Here is a 19,961-nt window from a genome sequence, read left to right as displayed (position 1 = left end):
TTTGCATCCACCCCTTTGTATTTCTGATAATTTCATTGTAATTGCTTATTATAGTTTTGTATAATTGAATTAATTGAATGTGGAATTCATTTTTTTTGAATTATATAGGGGGATGCCATATGGATCTGAAATCACTTAAAACATTCCATATGATCGTGAAGTATGGAAGCTTTATCCGCGCGGCACAAGAAATGAACTATGTACAATCTACAGTCACGATGCAAATCCAAAAGCTGGAATCGGAATTAGGCGTACTCCTAATAGAACGCGGCAAAGAAATCGGGCTGACGGAGGCCGGCAGGCTATTTTACAACCAGAGCTTACAAATCGTAAAGAATATGGAGCACCTTCAAGTAAGCTTATCGGACCTAAAATCTGGCGAAGCAGGACATTTACGTATAGGAGTAACAGAGCCAACGGCCAGTTATCGTTTACCCGGTATCCTTGGGAAGTTTATGACCGATTATCCGAATATCCGCGTTTCTGTGGAAATCGCAAACACCCCCATACTTAGCGAGAAGATCCTCAAAGGAGAAATCGACTTCGCTCTTTCAACGGCACCTGACTTGGGTACTGATTTATATTTTGAGCCAATGTTTCAGGAAGAGTTCTTGGTGTTGATGCCCAAGAATCATCCACTTGCGAAGAAAGAGACGATCGAGCCGGAAGATTTTCAAGGTTACCGACTGCTTATCACATCAGTAATTTGTCCATACCGTAGAAAACTGGAGATGGTTTTGCGCGAAAAAGGGAATGTGATGCTCGACACCATGGAGATCAGTAGTATGACGGCCTTGAAATTTTATGTGGAGAACGGTTTAGGGATCGCACTTGTTCCTAAAATCATCGTGGACCCCATTGCGCCTAGGACAACGACTAGGATGATCAGCGGAAGCCTCATACACATGACATTCGGAATCTTGTGCAAGGAGACAGCATACCCGCTCCAGATGGCAAGCCAAAAGCTATATAACTATCTAAAGCAAGGATTGGTTTCGCATATTGAGTAAGTTTTTCCGTTAGCTTACGCTTCATACCTCGAAAGTTCAATCAAGTTTCCATCCGGATCGCGTATATACAATGACTGTATTTTCCCCAATGCCCCTGTTCTCGGTACAATCCCTTCTTCTACGGGAACAGCACGCTCTTCAAGACGTCTTTTAACCACCTCAAGGTCTGTATTCACAATAAAACAGAGATCAGCTGAACCACTAAGTGGATGTTTGGCCTTGGGTTCAAATTCCTTTCCCGCTTGATGCAAATTGATCTTTTGTTGTCCAAACACAAGAGCTTTCCGATTTGATCCAAAGGTTACCACTTGCATCTCCAGCACTGTCGTATAAAACTCAATCGTCCTATCGATATCTTTCACAGTCAATACGAGATGATCTAACCTATTAATCACATGAATCCCTCCTAAATTTAAATCACAGAACCTACTACAAACATCAACCCAAAAAGAATGAACACCATTCCCACAGCTGCCACAGGACTAACTAACCTACTGGTTTTCGTCATCAGATTCTCCACTTTTAATTTTTTCAAAGCATAAATACTATAAGGCAAAACGACGAGAACGGCTGTGACCACACCCGGTGTGTACATTTTTAAAAGAATACTCTGACCAAGGTGGGTGAAAACATTGACAAACAAAATTAGTATAGTAGAAATATACAGGTTCATACTTATTCCTGCTTTGAGATTTTTAGCAGCAAAATATGAAATGATGCAATATAAATGAGTCACAATTCCGACCACGATGCCAAATTCCAATGGAGGGAATCCCAATTTGTCGACAATGCCATCTAGCAAAGTCCCTTCTATTAATTGTCTGTTTTCATCCAGCCATTGCTGGGCCCACAGTACTTCTTCCAAATCATGAATGAAAAAAATAAGTGGTCCCAACAAGATTACCTTTCTTATAGACATTGTCTTCACCTCTAAAGGGTTTGTCCGGGTAGGTAACTTTCCAATAGCCGTGTCATTATGTTGGGCACAGCTTGCATGCCCCTTTATAATAGATTTATTTACCAGTTTCCTCTTTGACCATTCTCTTCATTTTATTTCATTATATTCCGAAGATTGGGCGTTGTATAATTGTTTTTAATTAGAGTGGGATTGATAAGAATGTTATAATGTGAGCACGATTTAAACAAAGGAGGAACATCATGCAAAAAGTGACCCCATTCTTAATGTTTCAAAATGCCGATGCTGAGGAAGCAATGAATTTTTACGTTTCTTTAATCGAGGATTCCGAAATAACTAGTATTGTTCGTTACGGGGCGAATGAACCTGGGGATGAAGGAACAGTGATGCAAGCGACTTTTTCCTTGAAAGGGCAGGAATTTATGTGTATCGACAGTAATGTGAAGCACGCGTTTACTTTCACCCCTTCCCACTCTATCTTTCTCACCTGCAGCACGGAGGAGGAGCTCGATGATCTTTATCAGAAACTGCTTGAGGGTGGACAAGCGCTTATGCCGTTGGATAATTATGGATTTAGCAAGAAATTTGGCTGGGTGAATGACCGTTTTGGTGTCTCTTGGCAGTTGAATCTTCCGGTTTAACGGAAAAAATTTCCGCTATTCACTTAAACCGAGTCTCAAAAGGTGGAATAGCGGAAAAATTTTCCTTTATGAAGACGAGTCATTCTTTTGCAAACGATTACAATGTGCAATAACGGAATTATTTTCCGCTATTTAAATATCATCAGATCAGAAAAGACGAATAACGGAAATTTTTTCCGTTAACTGCTCTCACTCGCTAGGAAAGCCATCACGCCAGCGAAATCATGTGGCTTTCCTCCCAAAACTTACTCCAGATCCTCAAAAAATTCCGGACCTAATTCCTCCTCATAGTCACAGTCGAGACAAGTTAAATAGATCGCCCCGTCTTTAATCACAGGCCTTAGAGCCTGGTGTCCCGAATCTTTTTGGCAAAGAAACAAATTTTGATAAGGGTTTCCTACAAAGGCCTGCAATCTTTTCAGAATCGCTTGCAATTGTGCCGTATCGTATTTCTTTTTCATCCAAATCACCCTTGCACTCAAAGTTTTCATTTATCAAATTTTCCCCAAATCCCCAAGATTTACCCAACCAAACAAAACGGCTGTCCCACCCAAAGAACAGCTCATTATTCATCATTATTTTCACGATCGCTCCGCAACTGACTTATAATACCAAATTGCCTGGTTCATAAGTGCAAGCATAATTTCACCTCTATTACCTACGCATGATAGAAATGGAAGATTCATAGTATTAATTAGTATACAACAAAAAAGAGCTCCCGTCCTTAGTCGAGAACTCTCTTTAAAACCTAAACTCAACGTTCCAACAATTCAAAGCGATCCGGAAATCCTACCACAACGACATCAGCAAGCTGAACGAAAAGACCTGTTTCGATCACTCCCGGCAGTAATTTCAACTGTTGGTGCACACCCACTGGATCTGTAATTCCATCAAATTTGCAGTCCAAAATATAGTTTCCATTATCCGTGATAAAAGGGGTATTCTCCGCTTCCCGCAAGGTAATTTGACAGCCCAATTGTAGCACTCTGGAGAAGGTCTGCTCCCAGCCAAATCGGACAATCTCAATCGGTAAAGGAAAGCCCCCTAATTCTTCCGTCAGTTTTCCTGAATCCGCAACAATGATTCGTTTCTTTGAGGCAAGGGCCACCAACTTTTCGCGAAGCAGCGCCCCTCCCCCACCTTTGATTAAATCAAGTTCAGCACTAATCTCGTCCGCTCCATCTATCACTAGATCCAATTCCTTTACGTCTTCAAGGGTCAGCAAAGGAATTCCCAGTTTTCTTGCCAATTCTTCCGTTGCTGTCGAGGTCGGAACCGCCTGGATTCGCAAACCTTCCTTTACCCGCTCGGCAAGCTTTTGCATCGTCCAAAAAACGGTCGAACCGGTACCAAGGCCAATTAGCATATCCTGTTCGATGTAGTCGACTGCTTTTTCTCCGGCAAGTTTCTTGCTTAATTCTTCAGGTTTCAATCGATACACCTTCCAATCCCATCATCTATAAGGGTTTATTATTTCCTAAAGGTGGGATTTTATAAGGGCCCTAAAGTGGAAGAAGGTCGATGGTTCCTTTTTTCTTCAGGTCTTCAATCATCTCATACCAGGATTGTGGTTTATTGGGTAAAACCGTGTAATAGCGCTTTAAAAATTGGACAATCAAGTCGCTACCCAGTTTGCTTTGCTGTTCGTCTGTCGGGAGAAAGCAAAGATCGAGTCCACTCACCGCTTCTCCGTCGTTATTCCAGGAAGGATGAAGATAAGAAAAGTCCAGACGTTTATAGCCTAAATGGGAAAGGACCTCGCGCCTGACATAGGGATCCATCGTTTTTACCCCACCAAACTCATATTGCTGGACACGATAAGGATCATAAATTTCAGCAAACATGCCAGACAACTGCTTCCCATTATCTGCAGCGAGCGCATTTAAGTCAGCCATTCTGTTCTGCGCCAAGAAGCGCCCAATTCCCAGCCCAGCCTCGCCAATGATCGTAAAATCGGTCATCGCCACATTAAAATCTTCGTAATATCTGTACTCTGTCGCCCCCACCACCTGGTCCTCGTGAACGGCAACAAATACGCGAATTCCGGGATCCTCCAAAGGTTCCTTCCATAGATCGAAGGCTAATACCTCCTCGGGAGGAAATACCTTTTTCATTAAATCATGCATTTTCTTAAACAACGGGTCATTGATACGATTAATTCTGATATATTCCATTTTCTCTTAAGCTCCTTTAAAAGGGTTCTTCCATTCCATCAAGGTGCCATAATGGCAAGATTCTTCGTCGTCCAAATAATTGGCAACGACTTTTACCGGGGTCCGGCCACAGCGAAGCAAGAAGGTAATCACGGGATCCTTCCACTCTCCTTTGATGACGCCATCAATGTAACCCTCTGCTGTCATCTGGGAGGATTTCGCTGAGTACCCGGGCATTCGCCCGCCTCCTAACAAGCGATCAAGGTTGCGATGAACTACCACATCATACATCGCGAACATCAACCATTTTCCTAGTCCCAATTTGCGATAGGTAGGCCTCACTCCGATATCGACAACATAAAGGGTATTCCCGTTTGGGTTATGATTGCGGATATATCCGTGATCTGTGATTTCCTCCCAGGTATGCTCGGGATGCTGTGGATCAAAGTCGACAATAAGGCCGGTCATCGAACCTGCCATTTCGCCATCCACTTCAATGCATAAAGCCCCTTCTGGGAATAGGGTTACGTGGTTTATTAGCTGCTCCGTATTCCACCACAATTCCGACGGAAAAGGAGGCGGAAAACTTTCCTGTTGGATCCGGATCAATGCATCGAAATCCTTTTCGGTATAATTCCGAATGACAGCAGGAACGGGGCGTTCCTTATCAAAAACGAAAAATTCTTTTCGATACACTTAGGCCCCCCCTTTTTTATTTCCAATCTGTATAAAGATCTGTCCGGCGATCCCGCCAGGTCGTTACAGATCCTTTCTCCCTGACCTGATACAACAGCTCTAGATCAAGATCTGCAGTGACAATCATATCATTGTTGATTTCCCCCTCAACCTGGATCCCTTGTGGTGGGAAAGGAATATCATTCGGGGTAATGACCGCTGCCTGACCAAAATTGGCCCGCATAAAATCAACAGTTGGCAGCGATCCTACCGTTCCTGTTGTGACCACATAGACCTGATTTTCAATCGCCCTTGCATGACTCGTATAGCGGACCCGGTGGAAACCATGGCGATCATCTGTACAGGAAGGACAGAAGATCACATCCGCCCCTTTGGCTTTGACCATTCGGACAATTTCCGGGAATTCGATATCATAGCAGGTTAACAGGGAGATCGTGCCGAAATCCGTTTCAAACACCCGGATGTCTTCCCCCGGTGTCATCTTCCATTCGTGGACCTCAGTTGGAGTGATATGAAGTTTCGGTTGAACAGCAATCCGTCCATCTGGATAGAATAGGTGGGCAACATTGTATAATCGATCGCCTTTCCGAGTAACATGTGTGCCCCCAATAATATGCATCTTCGTTTGTTTGGCTAAGGAAGAGAATAATTCACAATAACGTTCCGTGAAATCTGGCAGATCATTTATCGATAATGCCTTCCCCTGTTCATCGCCAATCGATAGCAATTGCGTGGTGAAGAACTCCGGAAACAGCACAAAATCAGCAGAAAATTCTTCCGCCGTTTTGATGTAATGTTCAACTTGCTGGGCAAACTCTTCAAACGAATGAATCGTGTGCAGATGGTACTGCACAGCAGAAACTCTGATTTTCATATGCGCCTCCTTTTATTTGGGTCAAAAAGATAATTCAACCCTTATCATATCAAAAATATGGCATTTTAAAAGGTCTTGAGGTGTTTCGTGAGCTGGAAAAAAGCACTCCCGTCATTTCAGGCGGGTCCATTGGCTATCAAGGACTTTTCCTGAGTCGTTTACAACAGAAAAGTCCTTGAGAACCTCCTTCAAGGACTTTTCCTGAGCCGTTTACAACCGAAAAGTCCTTGAGAACTCCATCAAGGACTTTTCCTGAGTCATTTACAACCGAAGAGTGCTAGAGAACCTCCGTCAAAAACTCTTACGGTCTACTATTCTTATACCCATCACGTGCCCGGTACTGCTGGGGCGCACGGAACGGATAGCGTCCGGGGAAACTGAACATATGGATCAGTTGCGTAAAAGGGATCGATGCAAACAGCAAAAACGATAGAACTACGTGCAACCTAAAAATGAATGGCACATCGCTCATCAACTGGTATTGCGGTTGGAACACGAACAGGCTGCGGAACCACGGTCCAATTGTCGCACGGTATTCGTAAGCAACAACTGTCGTATTGAAAATAATCGTCATATAGGTTCCAATGCCCGCGACAAGCAACAACAAAATGATTGTGTAGTATTCTGCAAATGTCGTATGGACTTGAACAGATGGAATGGAAAGTTTGCGAACAAGCATGACAAGCAGGCCAAACACGACCATAAGACCAGGAATAGCTCCACCGAGAATAGCAAAAAAATGATACAAGTGATCGGATACCCCGATGGAAAGGTAGAAGCTTCTCGGAATCAAAATCCCCATCACATGACCGATAAAGGCAAAGATAATCCCCCAATGAAAAAAGGTGGAGCCGATCCGCAGCCATCTTTTTTCAAAGATTTCTGTGGATGGGGCATACCAGCTAATCCCACGAAAGGCATAGCGGTAAAACGATCCTAAAATTAGAATAGCGAAAGCGATATACGGAAAAATTACCCACCAAAAAATTTCTGCCATCTCTGTCCTCCATCAATAGGCTTGTGTAGATAAATTCCATATCTTCACAAGCCCAAATAATTGTTTCCTTCAAGCCCCTAAGCACTTCAAGCCCTATTGATACAGCATCGGATAAGGCAATGGATCCAAGTCGGCTTCTTCCCGTTCAAAGGCTAACTGCTCCATCTCATCCTCCAACGGTGCCGCAAAAACATCCTTTGAAAGCAGTTCCAAGACATTCCGATAGGAATTACTATGAGGAAGATGGTTTACAATTCGATGGATCGCAAAGGCTAACCTCTTCTCCAGTCGGCTCAGGGCATCACTCTCAGAGGCCACAGCAAGCAATTCCAAAAGCCTCGGAATGTAATCAATCAATTCTTTACCTACTGGTACGAAGCCGGTATCCAAAATTAGATTTTGCAATTCAATCAAGGCTAAACCACGCTTACGGCTGTCACCCAACTCATGTGCGGTTAAATACAAACTGGTTTTTTCCTGATGGTCGAAAGTCTCCACGTATAATTCCTGAAGATCCCTGGTTTTCATCTTGTAAAGCGGGATGATCCGTTTAACCATTTCTTTTCGTAAAGCCAGATCTGCTACGGATTCTTTAATCGAAGCGATCAAACTCGAACGTCCAGCATGAAAATCAGCATTAGGATAGTCCAAAATTCGTGAAACGATCAAGAGCATCGTTGCTTTTTCTTCTGTCATGGCGTATCCCCTCTTTCAAATGGGTAGGTCACCATACCCTCAGGCGGTGCTAACTCCTCAATGCTGCAGGCGCCACGTTTATAATGCAAATCCTCGTCCATTTCACGCCGCCCTGTAGGAATCACAAAGCGTTCGTTATACTTGGAAACTGCCAGCAAACGCGCCATGTCCTCCAATTCTTCCACCGTTGTCCCCGCTTCCTGCAGCAGCTTGCTTTTCTTCATTTCATCCATACCACCGACGGATTTGTCCCGCATGTGGACACGCATCGCCGCCATTTTCAACAACACCCTGCGGATCACACTGGTGTCATCGGCCGATAATATCGACGCGAGGTATTCCATCGGGATTCTCATTTGGTCAACTGCCGGAATATAGCCATCAGCACTTAAGTCATGCTCGTTTGTCAGATGATTCATAATCGGGCTAAGCGGTGGAACATACCAAACCATCGGCAGGGTCCGGTATTCAGGATGGAGCGGCAGAGCGATTTTCCACTTCATCGCCATCTTATAGATCGGCGACTGCTGGGCGCTGTCAATCCAACTCCGATTGATCCCTGCTTCTAAGGCCCTTTCAATCACTTCCGGATCTTGCGGATCAAGGAACACGGACAACTGTGCTTCATATAGATCTTTCGGATCCTCCACAGAGGCTGCCTTTTTCACCCGGTCTGCATCGTACAAAACAACCCCAATGTAGCGAATCCGACCGACACAGGTTTCCGAACAAATCGTTGGAAGCCCAGCTTCTGTTCTCGGGTAGCAGAAATTGCATTTTTCTGCTTTATGCGTGTTCCAGTTGTAATACACCTTATGATAGGGACAACCATTCTGGCAAAAGCGCCAGCCCCGGCAAGCCTCTTGGTCGACGAGCACAATCCCGTCTTCATCCCTTTTATAAAGCGCACCAGTGGGACAAGAAGCCACACAGGATGGATTGAGACAATGTTCACAAATCCGCGGCAAGTACATCATAAAGGTTTTTTCATATTCCATGGCGATGTGTTCCTGCAGCTTTCGCACGTTGGGATCCATTGGAACGACTTCACTTCCTCCGGCTAGATCATCATCCCAGTTCGGTCCCCACTCCGGTTTATCCATATATTTTCCGGTAATCGTCGATTTCGGCCTGGCCACTGGTAGATGTTCCTTCGAAGGTGCTTTGTGTAGATGTTCAAAATCATAGGTCCAAGGCTCATAAAAATCGCTTAGATCCGCCATATTCGGGTTATAAAAAATGTTTGCAAGTTTCGCCACCGGACCGCCCGCCCGCAAATGCAACCGGCCATTTCGAAGGGTCCATCCCCCTTTGTAGCGATCGGTATTTTCCCATTCTTTTGGGTAACCTGGGCCCGGCCGTGTTTCCACATTGTTAAACCAAACGTATTCCATGCCTGGGCGATTGGTCCACACGTTCTTACAGGTTACCGAGCAGGTATGGCAACCGATACACTTGTCGAGGTGCATGACCATGGCCACCTGTGCTTTAATTCTCAAGCCAATCGACCTCCTTTAGTGGACGGATCACCGTCATCGTGTCCCTTTGGCTTCCGGTTGGCCCATAATAGTTGAAACCATAGCTAAGCTGCGAATAGCCGCCAATCATATGGGTTGCTTTGGGATAGATTCTAGTGACACTGTTATGGGTTCCACCGCGCTTTTTTGTGATCGTATTGCCCGGTACACCCATCGTCCGGTCTTGGGCATGGTGCATGAAAGCAATCCCTTGTGGCAGACGATAGGTAAGAACCGCCCTGGCAACAACCACACCATTGCGATTGTAAACCTCGATCCAGTCATTATCCTTAATTCCGATAGAAGCTCCGTCCTTCTCGTTTAACCAGATAAACTGCCAACCTCGGAAAAGCTGCACCATGTTGTCCGTATCCGTAAACATCGTATGAATCCCCCATTTTTGGTGTGGACTCAAAAACCGGACAGTAAGCGATTTTTCCTTGTTCTCGACCTCTGTTTCACCTTTCATAAACGGTCCCTTATTAATCGGTGGACGGTACAGAGGAAGCCCTTCTCCATAATCCAGCATAACCTCGTGGTCGAGATAAAAGCTTTGTCGCCCGGTCAGGGTATGCCAAGGAATGTTAAATTCCTTATTGACGGTGAACGGTGAGTAACGGCGATTATCATTCTCTAGACCGCTCCAAACGGGTGTGGAGATCGCTTGTCGAGGCTGGATTGTCAACGCATCCAATGTATAGTCCTCTTCCTCCCGCCCTTCGGAAATATGACGGAGCGTCTTTCCGGTCTTCGCCTCCATTGATTTCCAGCCTTCTACCGCCCGTCTTCCGTTTGTCGCCCCAGACATCAGTAGAATCGCATTGATCGCCTGCTTATCCGAGTATAAATCCGGCTGTCCTTTGCCAATTCCCTCACGTTTGCAAGTGCCTAAACGGTTCAACAGATCATTGTAAACCCTTTCGCCCGGGATCTTTACCCCTTTGGTCCCATATCCGCTTTGAATATTCGGTCCAATGGTCGTCCACATCTCGTATACGTTCGGGTAATCCCTTTTCACAAAATTGAAGTTCGGCATCGTCTTCCCCGGAATCGGTTCGACCTCACCCTTGCGCCAATCTTTAACTTTCCCAAAAGGCTGGGCAATTTCGTTGATCGTGTCATGTGCAAGCGGAGACATCACCAGATCCTCTTGCGCCGGGAGATGTTCCTTGGCCATATCTGAAAAAACTTTGGTAATTTCCCTGAAGGTATCCCAATCGCTTTTTGTTTCCCACGGCGGATTGATTGCGGCATTGAACGGGTGGACAAAAGGATGCAGGTCTGTGCTGCTAATATCATGTTTTTCATACCAGGTGGCAGCAGGCAAGATGATATCGGAAAAAAGCCCCGAACTCGTCATCCGGAAATCAATGCTGACAAACAAGTCAACCTTTCCTTCCGGTGGCTTTTCCGCCAGATTGATCGTTTCCGGCTGCCAAGACTGCTCAAAATCAGAGAGAACCGAATCAGATCCGCCGATCAAATGCTTGACAAAATATTCATGCCCTTTCCCGCTATCTCCAAGCAGATTCGAGCGCCAGTTAAAGAAGACTCGAGGGAAGTTTCGCGGGTCATTGGGATTCTCCACAGCCCAATCCAAACTACCATCCGCAAGCTGTCTGGCAATATCTTGCACAACAGCTTGATCATCCGGATTCCGTTCACGGGCTTCACGCAAAACATCCAAAGAATTTTGCGAAAGCTGTGGGAAACTCGGCAGCCAACCCAGGCGCGCAGACAACGCATTAAAGTCCGCAGGGTGCATGTTGGCATATTTCCCGCCCCAATCTGCTTGGACTTCATCTTGATCGTACTCATACCGGAATTGTTCGGTCACAAAATAGAAAAACGATGTCCCATTCATGAACCGCGGGGATTTTACCCAATCATTCGCGAAGGCAATTTGTGAGAATCCTTCCAAGGGACGCACTTTTTCCTGGCCAACATAATGCGCCCAACCTCCGCCGTTTACTCCCTGTGAACCAGTAAGAAGAACCAGGTTGAGGATCGCGCGATAGATCTGATCACTGTGGAACCAGTGGTTCGTCCCGCCTCCCATGGCAATCATTGATTTCCCTTTGGTTCGAGCTGCATTATCGGCAAATTCTCTGGCCACCTGGATGACATGTTCTTTTTTCACACTTGTAATACTTTCTTGCCAAGCAGGTGTATACGGTTTGTTTGAATCGTTGTAATCCGTTGGGTAATCTCCTTGCAGCCCACGGTTGACACCAGTATGTGCCAGCATCAGATCAAATACAGTTGAGATCACCAGCTCGTTTCCTGAGACATCTTTGATCCGTTTCGCCGGGACTCCACGTTGGACTTTGCCCCCTGTATTCTCAGCAAAATAAGGAAATTCCACCATTGCGACTTCATCGGAATCAGCAAGAAAACTCATTTTTGGATTGATGGTAGACCCATCTGCTGCCGTTAAGTCCAGATTCCACTTGCTTCCTTGGTCCCAGCGATGCCCTTGGGTTCCATTTGGAATTACCATTTTCCCGCTTGTTTCATCCCAAACAACGGTTTTCCATTCTCCGTGCTCCTCCCCAGAAACAATATCTGAGGCCCGCAAGAAACGATCTGTACGATAGTTTCCTTCCTTAGGGTCGAGAATAATGAGGAATGGCAGGTCCGTATACTGTTTGGCGTATTCCATAAAATACGGCGTTTCTTGATCAACATAAAATTCTTTCAGAATCACGTGTGTCATCGCCATCGCCAAGGCGCCGTCTGTTCCCGCTTTTGCCGGCAGCCAGATATCGGCGAATTTGTCATATTCCGCGTAATCAGGGCTAACCCCGACCACTTTTGTTCCGTTGTATCTCGATTCCACCATAAAGTGGGCATCAGGCGTTCTCGTTTGCGGGATGTTTGTTCCCCAAATAATAAAATACTTGGTGTTGTACCAATCCCCACTTTCCGGAACGTCGGTCTGATCCCCCCAAACTTGCGGCGAAGCAGGCGGAAGGTCTGCGTACCAGTCATAGAAACTAAGAATCGTCCCGCCGATTAAAGAAAGAAATCTGGCTCCACCCGCGTAACTGACCATGGACATAGCCGGGATCGGACTAAACCCTACGACGCGATCTGGACCATACTTTTTAATGGTATAAATCGAAGATGCGGCAATCATATCGCAAACATCTTTCCACGACCCGCGAACAAATCCGCCCTTCCCTCTAGCCTTCACATATTTTTCACGCTTCCCTGGATCAGATACGATGTTTTCCCACGCTTGCACGGGATTACCCGCCGATTCGAGCTCTTCTTTCCACAATTCATATAATTGTCCTCGTACATATGGATATTTCACCCGTGTAGGACTATAGGTATACCAGGAGAAACTAGCTCCCCGTGGACATCCTCTTGGTTCGTAGTCGGGAAAATTATCACCTGTCGAAGGATAATCCGTTTGTTGGGTCTCCCAAGTGATAATCCCATCCTTCACATGAATTTTCCAGCTGCAGGACCCTGTACAATTCACCCCATGTGTGGAACGAACGACCTTATCATGCTGCCAACGCGCTCGATACATCTTTTCCCAATCCCGTGGACGTGGACTTTCTTCTGTCCAGCCATCATTAATTCGATTGCCCCAGCTCAAATGTTTCAAACTATGTAAGAGCTTGTTTTTCTTTTTTTGCATTTGTCTATCCTCCCTTTCAGGGTTTAGCCAATTGGGTTAAATCCTTCTCCAAGCAAACGGAAGGATTCATTACCTGCCTGCATTTCCTCTTTAAAAACACTCCAACTGACCGCATTCGCCGCCGCAAGAATAAGCCGCTGCAAGGTGTTCATATCGTCGATCTGATAGATTTCTTCAATCATTTCACCAGGGATATCCCCGAACCTCATCCGCAAAACCGCAATCAAGTCCTCCCGATCGTTGACGAGCATGGCGTCTTTTTCAAAGGAAAACATCTCTTTTTCACCCCTTTTATGGCTTAATCATTTTGAAATAGTTTGTGATTAATTCAGATTTGCATTGTTCCGCAGTTTTTTCAAAGAAATGGGTAACCTCTTGATCCGGTTGGCTTGCTTGTTTCATACTAAAAGTCGTTTCCGCCTTCCGGGAAAAATCAGGGGCAAACCTTAAGATAATATGCAAACCATCCTCTTTTGGAATGGCAGTTCCTTGCGTATCATAAGGATGGATATGATATTTTTCGAACGTTTGAATCATCCTCTGATAGATAACAGGTGCAGCGATCCGCAATGAAAGTTCTTTCATCATCTTGACCCCTTTACTAGCTTCCATATTTCACCATTTTAGTTTGAACTGAATTCAGTAATTTATTCATTTCATCTTCATTGTGGATTTCATCTACCAGAATCAACGTCTCCATATGAACCGCCATTCTCTCATCCACTTTCCCGCTTAAGAGCATATCTTTCATCCGTTCAACCACCCGGCGCATCAGATCATGATCACGAGTCAGTTGGGTGACTAGGCGTTTTAATCCCGGGTTTTCTTTCACCATCTCCTGATAGAGCCCTTCTTCCTCAGCTTCTGCGTGTTTCAGCGTGCGCGTTTCCCAATGTTCAACAGCAACTTCCGCCACTTGCAAGGCTTGTTCTCTCTTGTCATCTTTTAGGCATTGCCGAAACAAATCTTTTAATTCTTTTGCTTCATATAAAGCTGCCTCATGAATCGATGAATGGGAATCTTCTTTTCTTAGACTTGGTCCCGACATATCATGACACTCCCTTCCGGAAAATCATCAATCAGTCTGCCCATCCAAGTTATCAATAAACTTGAAAATAGAAAAAAGCCCTCTTCAAAAGAAGGGGCTTAACATACTCCTTATTTACAGTGCCTTGCTCAGCATTTCTACCAAGCTCTTTACCGTTGGTACTCTAGGGTTATTACGCATTAAGCGGTCAATTTTTAGGGCTTCTTCGGCAATCCCGGTTAAATCTTTTTCTTCAATCCCAATCTGTGAAAGTTTTGTCGGCAGATTGATTTCCTTTAACAGCGAAAGCACGGAGTCCGCAGCGGCCTGTGCTGCTTCCTTCTTGGACAGACTAGCGATATCCACGTCAAATACCTGGGCAATCCGAATCATCTTTTCCTCTTCCACACGGCTATTAAATTCCATCACATAAGGTAGCAATAGACCGGTTACTTCTCCATGCGGCGATTTCGTCAGACCTCCAATCGGATAAGCGAGAGCATGTGCTGCTGCCGTTCCAGCGTTGGAAAAAGCCAACCCTGCCAGCATACTGCCAAGCAGCATATTGGACCTGGCTTCCAGGTTGCTACCCTGATGAACAGCTAGTGTCAGGTTTTTCACGATTAGTTCAATTGCATGAAGAGCTAAGGCGTCACTGATTGGAATCGAGCCTTGGAAAAGAATATTTCCTTCCGCTTGGATATAAGCAGATGGCTTTGCTGTATAGGCTTCGATCGCATGGGCCAAAGCATCGATACCGGAACAAGCCGTCACATAAGCAGGAAGCCCGATCGTTAATTCGGGATCCAATAAGGCTACCGTAGCTCTCAGGTAATTATCGGATATTCCTACTTTCAAATTGTGTTCCACATCGGTTAATACGGCGACTGAGGTAACCTCAGAACCCGTTCCAGCGGTTGTCGGGATCGCGATCAGGGGAGCAATCGGGCCCGGCACTTGGTTTTCTCCTCCGTAATAATCGAGCGGGTGTCCACCGTAAGCAACCAGCAAGGATACTACCTTTGCCATATCAATGCTGCTTCCTCCACCTAACCCAATTACCGCGTCGATATTCAACTGAGCTTTGGCAAACTCATAACAGGCCATTGCCGATTCAACAGGTGGTTCAGGGATTACCTCATCGTAGACGACAACCTGGTAATCTTTCAAAACACCAAGGACCTTATGCAGAACTCCGGCCTTTTTAATCCCTGGGTCCGTGATGACTAAAATATTTTTTGCTTTCAGTTTCTCCAGGATGGAATCTAATTGATGAATCGCCCCATTTCCAAACACAATTCTTTGCGTTGAAAAAAACTCCCATGTTGATCTCATTGTTTTCTCCCCCATCTATAAATTAATGACAACCAATTTCTCATCGGTCATTTCCTGAATAGCGTAATGCGGCCCCTCTTTGCCGACACCACTGTCTTTGACACCGCCATATGGCATGACATCGGCTCGGTAGGTGGAAACATCATTGATAATGACCCCGCCAAAGTGAAGCATTTGCGCCGCCCGCATCGCCAATTGCAGGTTGGAAGTAAATAACCCTACTTGTAATCCCAAATTGGAATCATTCGCTTTCCGCAAAGCATCCTCGATATCGTCAAATGGAATAATGCTAATCACTGGTGCAAAGACCTCTTGACAGACAACTTTCATCTTTTCCGTTACATTTGTTAGAATGGTCGGTTGTAAGACAGACCCTTCCCTTGTACCGCCTGTAACGACCTTTGCCCCTGCTGCTACCGCCTCCTGGATCCAGGCTTCTGCCCGCTTCGCTTCAGATTCCGAGATCATCGGTCCAATATCTGTAGCCGGATCCTCTGGGTTACCTACTTTCAGAGATTGAGCGACCATCATAGCCTTCTCCACAAAACGATCGTATACATCACGATGAACATAGACCCTTTGTACCGAAATACATGCTTGACCGGCATTCGTAAAGCCCCTGGTTACACAAAGCTCTGCTGCTTTCTCAAGGTCTGGAGCATCCTTGTGCACAAGGTTCGGTGAATTATTTCCCAATTCCAAGGCCACTTTACGAATCCCTGTCTTACTCTTAATATGTCTTCCGATCTCCGGACTGCCGGTAAAGGTATACAACGCAATTCGCTCGTCTTCAAGCAGATACTCTCCTGTTTCTCTGCCTGAACCATTGACTAAATTTAGGAACCCAGCTGGCAGACCCGCTTCTGTGAACATCTCTACCAATTTACAAGCGATGATCGGAGTCACTTGTGTTGGCTTTAAAACAACTGTGTTGCCCGCTGCAATTGCTGGCCCAACTTTGTGTATGGTTAAATTAAATGGATAGTTGAAAGGGGTAATGGCACCAATGACGCCAACAGGAACGCGGATGGTAAAAGCCATTTTATTTTCACTACCCGGCTGGGCCAAAGGAACACCTGTCCCGGCAATCCGTTTTGCCTCTTCAGCGGATGCGATCAAAGTCTGGATCCCACGATCAATTTCCGCTAGGGCATCTTTCAATACCTTACCTGCTTCACTAACAAGGATCATCGCTAATTCCTCGCGTCGCACTTTGGCAATTTCAGCAACTCGCATTAGAATTGTATAGCGCTCTGTTTCAGTCAATCTTTTCGTTTGAAACGTGTACTCAGCATTCTCCACTGCCTGGGAGACGATTTCCTTTGAAGCTTTTCCGATGCGTGCAAACTCTTTTCCTGTATATTTGTGAAACACTGATATCGTATCTTCGCTTTGGATCCATTCCCCGTTAATAAAATGACCATAGTTTTCCATCTTTTTTTCTCCTCCATAAGTTTCATCTATTAGTAAAAGTAGCTTTATTCAGTTATTTCATTTGAAAAAGGGTCAAACACTTGTAATTGCAATGGTTAACACATCTGCCACACACTGCTCGTGCCCCTCGTCAACACCTGTCTTAGGTTTCCTTCGTCCATTTCTCTAATAGACGTTTTGAAACATCGTGAATATGGCTGGCAACGGCTTCCTCCGCCCGGTAAATATCGCGCGTTCGTATGGCATCAATAATCTCCCGATGTTCTGCGGCAGCGTCACGTTGATCCACTTCACCTCTTACATAATAAAAACGCGCAATGTGTAGATGACAGTACATTCCTTCGTAAGCTTCCGATAAAAACGTATTGCCCCCTGCTTTCATCAGGATGGAATGGAATTTCTGATCCAGGTGGACAAAATCAAGGACTTCCTTATAAGAGTGCCGAGTATCCACGGAATACATCTTTTCCGTTATCTCGGATAACTCATGGATAATCTCCAACCGATTTGCGCGTATGATCTGGCGGATCGCATACGTTTCCATTAATGCTCTTGCTTCAAACATTTCTTTCATTTGCTGTTTATCTAAAATATCACTAACCCAATACCCCTTATTTGCCTCAAAATGCACAAGCTTCTGTGAATGCAACCGCGATAAAGCTTCCCTTAGGGGGATCGCGCTGACGTTGAATTCCCGGGCTAGAAGGCTGATATTAATCTTTTGTCCTGGAGATAAACTCCATCCGAAGATACGTTCCTTTAAGAGATTGTAGACATACTCCGTTGTTTCCCCTCTCTCGTTTTCCTTAGTCATCACTTCCTCTTTCATGTCCCCTTAATCCATCCTTCCTGTAATTCTTGGTGTGAAATCGTATATTATTTAATAAAAACTTAACATATTATATACGATTTTGTAAAGAGTTAGTTCGATAAATTCTGAATTAGTTAGTTTTATTTAGTAATAAACGCTAATTTCATATCTATTTTGATCTAATCGCAGATAATCTTAGAAATAATTTTATATATTATTATATAAGATAGTATATAATAGTTGGTATGAAATGGGAATTATATTAAGATAGTTTGGAGTTTGGCAAAACCAAAGAAAAGGATTTTCTTTATAACTAAAAATCTGAGCCTGTTGATGCTTTGTGGGGATTGAGTAAAAGATCTTATACCTTGTCAGAAACCAAGCTGATTCGGACAGGCTCAGTTTAAATCGCTATTGTCACATCAAATCGAAATAAGAATCCCTTTTCCTATTTCCAGGTGCTGAATCATTTTTCTCGATGCCTCTTCTCCACTCCCTTTTGAAATAAGCTCAAGGATTTCAACATGATCATCATAGTATCGCTGCAACCTCAAGGAATCTTTACGGAAAACCCTCAAGGCCAAGAGTTGCAGCCGATCCTGGATCTTTTCCATCATCTCGATAATTTCTTCGTTTCCATAGATCGCAGCGAGTTCTTGATGGAATTCAGCGTCTTTTTTCGTAAATTCCACATCATTCTTCTCATCTAGGAACCTCTTTTGTTCTGCCAAATTATCTGTTAATCGCCGATAGGATTCTTCATCCCACTGGGTCACAGCGAGTTTCTTCACAACATGAGATTCCAAGGCAATCCGAAAATCATAGATATCGACAGCCCTTTTTAAAGAAATTTCCGCAACGATTGGTCCCTTATTTGGCGAATTATTAATCAAACCCTCCGCTTCTAAACGCTCCATAGCAGACCGGATGGGTGTTCTGCTCATTTTCAAACGCTCTACTAGTTCACGTTCCGTTAAAAATTCCCCAGGTTTTAATACACCATTTAGAATTAACTTACGGATCTCGTAATAAGCTTTTTCCTTTAATGTCACCGGTTGCATGCCTTCACCTCTCTGGACCTCGCATTTGATCCTATTGTAGTAACAGATAAGAAAACTTAAACTTTCCTATGCGAAAAAAAAAGAGGTGTGATCACCTCTTTAACACCATACTATTATAATCCACGACCACCATCTACATTAAAGGTAGCACCCGTAATAAACGAAGCTTCCTCCGAAGCCAGATAAGCCACCATATTGGCAATATCTTCTGGCTGGCAAAGTCTTCCTAGGGGAACGGATTCCTCATATAATTTTCTGCCTTCTACTGGATCCATACTGGCAAAGAATTTAGGAAGCATCGGGGTTTCTGCTGGCCCTGGATTGATCGCATTGACGCGTACTTTGGAATTAGCCAATTCAATAGCTAAAGCCTCTGTTAGAAGAATAACAGCACCTTTTGATGCACAGTAAGCAGATAGTCCTGGACGAACACGTCTGGAAGCAATGGAAGAAATGTTGATGATAGAACCCTTTCCATTCTTTTTCATATAAGGAACGGCGTATTTACTGGTTAAGAAAGGTCCCTTTGCATTTACATCCATCATCAAATCCCACAGTTCCTCGCTTACTTCTTCAACAGGGGTAAAGCTCATTGGTGCACCCGCATTGTTCACAAGAATATCCAGTTGTCCTAATTGGCTCACTACTGTTTCAATGGCATTCTTAACAGCTTCTGGATTGGATACATCCACTTGCACCGCGATCCCTTTACCGCCTGCTTGCTCGATTAAATGAAGCGTTTCCTGTGCAGGACCCTCACGAAGATCTGCAATGACCACTGTTGCCCCTTCACTTGCAAGTTTCATAGCAATCCCACGCCCTAAACCAGAACCTGAACCTGTAACCAAAGCCACTTGATTCGTTAGTTTTCCCATTGTAATTTCCCCCAATTATTTCATCTTCAGAAAATCGTTGTAATTATTATAACCATTCAGAAATTACAAACTTCTGATACTTAAAGATTAGCACCTTCAGTATACCAAGTCAATACATATTGTATACAAATTGTCAGTATAATATAAATAAAAAAGAAGCCTGCCCCGAACTAAAATGTACCCTTTGTAAAGGACGCTATAAAAAAGTCTAGGCAGCTCTAAGAAGATGATCTCTGAATTGAACAGGGGTCATCTTTTTTAAACCC

General features: G+C 44.5%; 21 protein-coding genes. 2 read left to right on the top strand and 19 right to left on the bottom strand.

The genetic code is table 11. From position 1 onward, the window contains the following. The first annotated feature begins 119 nt into the window (after positions 1-119). A complete protein-coding gene (locus tag J2Z37_RS17495; protein ID WP_209811596.1) occupies positions 120-1,010 on the top strand; it encodes a LysR family transcriptional regulator in 891 nt (296 codons plus the stop codon). Between the two features lie 14 nt (positions 1,011-1,024). On the opposite strand, the gene J2Z37_RS17490 is transcribed toward J2Z37_RS17495, so the two are convergent. Continuing rightward, on the bottom strand, positions 1,025-1,405 hold the full coding sequence (locus J2Z37_RS17490; protein WP_209811595.1) for a VOC family protein: 381 nt from the start codon (positions 1,403-1,405) through the stop codon (positions 1,025-1,027). 17 nt (positions 1,406-1,422) lie between these two features. Next, positions 1,423-1,929 (bottom strand): HXXEE domain-containing protein, encoded by a 507-nt coding sequence (locus J2Z37_RS17485; protein WP_245203892.1) that lies wholly within the window; start codon positions 1,927-1,929, stop codon positions 1,423-1,425. Positions 1,930-2,168: 239 nt separating this feature from the next. Between J2Z37_RS17485 and J2Z37_RS17480 the strand changes: the two genes are divergently transcribed. Then, a complete protein-coding gene (locus J2Z37_RS17480) occupies positions 2,169-2,567 on the top strand; it encodes a VOC family protein (RefSeq protein ID WP_209811594.1) in 399 nt (132 codons plus the stop codon). A gap of 245 nt (positions 2,568-2,812) precedes the next feature. Here J2Z37_RS17480 and J2Z37_RS17475 read toward each other — a convergent pair whose 3' ends face one another. The 17 genes from J2Z37_RS17475 to J2Z37_RS17395 form a co-directional block, all read right to left on the bottom strand. Beyond that, positions 2,813-3,028 (bottom strand): hypothetical protein, encoded by a 216-nt coding sequence (locus J2Z37_RS17475; protein WP_209811593.1) that lies wholly within the window; start codon positions 3,026-3,028, stop codon positions 2,813-2,815. 293 nt (positions 3,029-3,321) lie between these two features. Then, on the bottom strand, positions 3,322-3,999 hold the full coding sequence (rpiA, locus tag J2Z37_RS17470) for a ribose-5-phosphate isomerase RpiA (protein ID WP_209811592.1): 678 nt from the start codon (positions 3,997-3,999) through the stop codon (positions 3,322-3,324). A 70-nt stretch (positions 4,000-4,069) separates the two neighbouring features. Continuing rightward, on the bottom strand, positions 4,070-4,741 hold the full coding sequence (locus J2Z37_RS17465; RefSeq protein WP_209811591.1) for a GNAT family N-acetyltransferase: 672 nt from the start codon (positions 4,739-4,741) through the stop codon (positions 4,070-4,072). A 6-nt stretch (positions 4,742-4,747) separates the two neighbouring features. Then, on the bottom strand, positions 4,748-5,416 hold the full coding sequence (locus tag J2Z37_RS17460; RefSeq protein WP_209811590.1) for a GNAT family N-acetyltransferase: 669 nt from the start codon (positions 5,414-5,416) through the stop codon (positions 4,748-4,750). Positions 5,417-5,432: 16 nt separating this feature from the next. Then, complete coding sequence (locus J2Z37_RS17455) at positions 5,433-6,290, bottom strand: carbon-nitrogen hydrolase family protein (protein WP_209811589.1); 858 nt, start codon at positions 6,288-6,290, stop codon at positions 5,433-5,435. A gap of 301 nt (positions 6,291-6,591) precedes the next feature. Further along, a complete protein-coding gene (gene narI, locus J2Z37_RS17450; protein WP_209811588.1) occupies positions 6,592-7,287 on the bottom strand; it encodes a respiratory nitrate reductase subunit gamma in 696 nt (231 codons plus the stop codon). 93 nt (positions 7,288-7,380) lie between these two features. Beyond that, positions 7,381-7,983, bottom strand: a complete 603-nt coding sequence (gene narJ / locus J2Z37_RS17445; protein ID WP_209811587.1) for a nitrate reductase molybdenum cofactor assembly chaperone — start codon at positions 7,981-7,983, stop codon at positions 7,381-7,383. After that, the gene (gene narH, locus J2Z37_RS17440; RefSeq protein ID WP_209811586.1) at positions 7,980-9,482 is read right to left on the bottom strand and encodes a nitrate reductase subunit beta; all 1,503 of its coding nucleotides are present in this window, start codon (positions 9,480-9,482) and stop codon (positions 7,980-7,982) included. The genes narJ and narH overlap by 4 nt, the downstream gene beginning before the upstream one ends. Then, positions 9,472-13,152 carry a nitrate reductase subunit alpha gene (locus tag J2Z37_RS17435; protein WP_209811585.1) on the bottom strand — a complete coding sequence of 1,227 codons (3,681 nt, stop codon included), beginning with the start codon at positions 13,150-13,152 and terminating at the stop codon, positions 9,472-9,474. The genes narH and J2Z37_RS17435 overlap by 11 nt, the downstream gene beginning before the upstream one ends. 23 nt (positions 13,153-13,175) lie before the next feature. Beyond that, entirely contained in the window at positions 13,176-13,427 is a 252-nt protein-coding gene (locus J2Z37_RS17430) for a hypothetical protein (protein ID WP_209811584.1), read from the bottom strand. A 16-nt stretch (positions 13,428-13,443) separates the two neighbouring features. Beyond that, positions 13,444-13,737 (bottom strand): hypothetical protein, encoded by a 294-nt coding sequence (locus J2Z37_RS17425; RefSeq protein WP_209811583.1) that lies wholly within the window; start codon positions 13,735-13,737, stop codon positions 13,444-13,446. 16 nt (positions 13,738-13,753) lie between these two features. Beyond that, on the bottom strand, positions 13,754-14,200 hold the full coding sequence (locus J2Z37_RS17420) for a hemerythrin domain-containing protein (protein WP_209811582.1): 447 nt from the start codon (positions 14,198-14,200) through the stop codon (positions 13,754-13,756). Between the two features lie 114 nt (positions 14,201-14,314). Further along, a complete protein-coding gene (locus J2Z37_RS17415; protein WP_209811581.1) occupies positions 14,315-15,514 on the bottom strand; it encodes a hydroxyacid-oxoacid transhydrogenase in 1,200 nt (399 codons plus the stop codon). Positions 15,515-15,529: 15 nt separating this feature from the next. After that, the gene (locus J2Z37_RS17410) at positions 15,530-16,948 is read right to left on the bottom strand and encodes an aldehyde dehydrogenase family protein (protein WP_209811580.1); all 1,419 of its coding nucleotides are present in this window, start codon (positions 16,946-16,948) and stop codon (positions 15,530-15,532) included. 142 nt (positions 16,949-17,090) lie between these two features. Next, complete coding sequence (locus J2Z37_RS17405; RefSeq protein ID WP_209811579.1) at positions 17,091-17,777, bottom strand: GntR family transcriptional regulator; 687 nt, start codon at positions 17,775-17,777, stop codon at positions 17,091-17,093. A 404-nt stretch (positions 17,778-18,181) separates the two neighbouring features. Beyond that, positions 18,182-18,820 carry a GntR family transcriptional regulator gene (locus tag J2Z37_RS17400; protein WP_209811578.1) on the bottom strand — a complete coding sequence of 213 codons (639 nt, stop codon included), beginning with the start codon at positions 18,818-18,820 and terminating at the stop codon, positions 18,182-18,184. A gap of 113 nt (positions 18,821-18,933) precedes the next feature. After that, positions 18,934-19,695 (bottom strand): SDR family NAD(P)-dependent oxidoreductase, encoded by a 762-nt coding sequence (locus J2Z37_RS17395; protein ID WP_209811577.1) that lies wholly within the window; start codon positions 19,693-19,695, stop codon positions 18,934-18,936. Positions 19,696-19,961 lie beyond the last annotated feature (266 nt).

The organism is Ammoniphilus resinae (assembly GCF_017873965.1).
Lineage (GTDB): Bacteria > Bacillota > Bacilli > Aneurinibacillales > RAOX-1 > Ammoniphilus_A > Ammoniphilus_A resinae.
This window is presented reverse-complemented; position numbering and strand designations above follow the sequence as displayed.

Excerpts from the sequence above, each read along its gene's own strand:
- J2Z37_RS17395 (WP_209811577.1), bottom strand. The coding sequence starts at position 19,695 with ATGGGAAAACTAACGAATCAAGTGGCTTTGGTTACAGGTTCAGGTTCT.
- J2Z37_RS17495 (WP_209811596.1), top strand. The coding sequence starts at position 120 with ATGGATCTGAAATCACTTAAAACATTCCATATGATCGTGAAGTATGGA.
- J2Z37_RS17420 (WP_209811582.1), bottom strand. The coding sequence starts at position 14,200 with ATGTCGGGACCAAGTCTAAGAAAAGAAGATTCCCATTCATCGATTCAT.
- J2Z37_RS17415 (WP_209811581.1), bottom strand. The coding sequence starts at position 15,514 with ATGAGATCAACATGGGAGTTTTTTTCAACGCAAAGAATTGTGTTTGGA.
- J2Z37_RS17410 (WP_209811580.1), bottom strand. The coding sequence starts at position 16,948 with ATGGAAAACTATGGTCATTTTATTAACGGGGAATGGATCCAAAGCGAA.
- J2Z37_RS17425 (WP_209811583.1), bottom strand. The coding sequence starts at position 13,737 with ATGAAAGAACTTTCATTGCGGATCGCTGCACCTGTTATCTATCAGAGG.
- J2Z37_RS17435 (WP_209811585.1), bottom strand. The coding sequence starts at position 13,152 with ATGCAAAAAAAGAAAAACAAGCTCTTACATAGTTTGAAACATTTGAGC.
- J2Z37_RS17405 (WP_209811579.1), bottom strand. The coding sequence starts at position 17,777 with ATGAAAGAGGAAGTGATGACTAAGGAAAACGAGAGAGGGGAAACAACG.
- J2Z37_RS17485 (WP_245203892.1), bottom strand. The coding sequence starts at position 1,929 with ATGTCTATAAGAAAGGTAATCTTGTTGGGACCACTTATTTTTTTCATT.
- J2Z37_RS17400 (WP_209811578.1), bottom strand. The coding sequence starts at position 18,820 with ATGCAACCGGTGACATTAAAGGAAAAAGCTTATTACGAGATCCGTAAG.
- J2Z37_RS17475 (WP_209811593.1), bottom strand. The coding sequence starts at position 3,028 with ATGAAAAAGAAATACGATACGGCACAATTGCAAGCGATTCTGAAAAGA.
- J2Z37_RS17465 (WP_209811591.1), bottom strand. The coding sequence starts at position 4,741 with ATGGAATATATCAGAATTAATCGTATCAATGACCCGTTGTTTAAGAAA.
- J2Z37_RS17480 (WP_209811594.1), top strand. The coding sequence starts at position 2,169 with ATGCAAAAAGTGACCCCATTCTTAATGTTTCAAAATGCCGATGCTGAG.
- narJ (WP_209811587.1), bottom strand. The coding sequence starts at position 7,983 with ATGACAGAAGAAAAAGCAACGATGCTCTTGATCGTTTCACGAATTTTG.
- narI (WP_209811588.1), bottom strand. The coding sequence starts at position 7,287 with ATGGCAGAAATTTTTTGGTGGGTAATTTTTCCGTATATCGCTTTCGCT.
- J2Z37_RS17430 (WP_209811584.1), bottom strand. The coding sequence starts at position 13,427 with ATGTTTTCCTTTGAAAAAGACGCCATGCTCGTCAACGATCGGGAGGAC.
- J2Z37_RS17455 (WP_209811589.1), bottom strand. The coding sequence starts at position 6,290 with ATGAAAATCAGAGTTTCTGCTGTGCAGTACCATCTGCACACGATTCAT.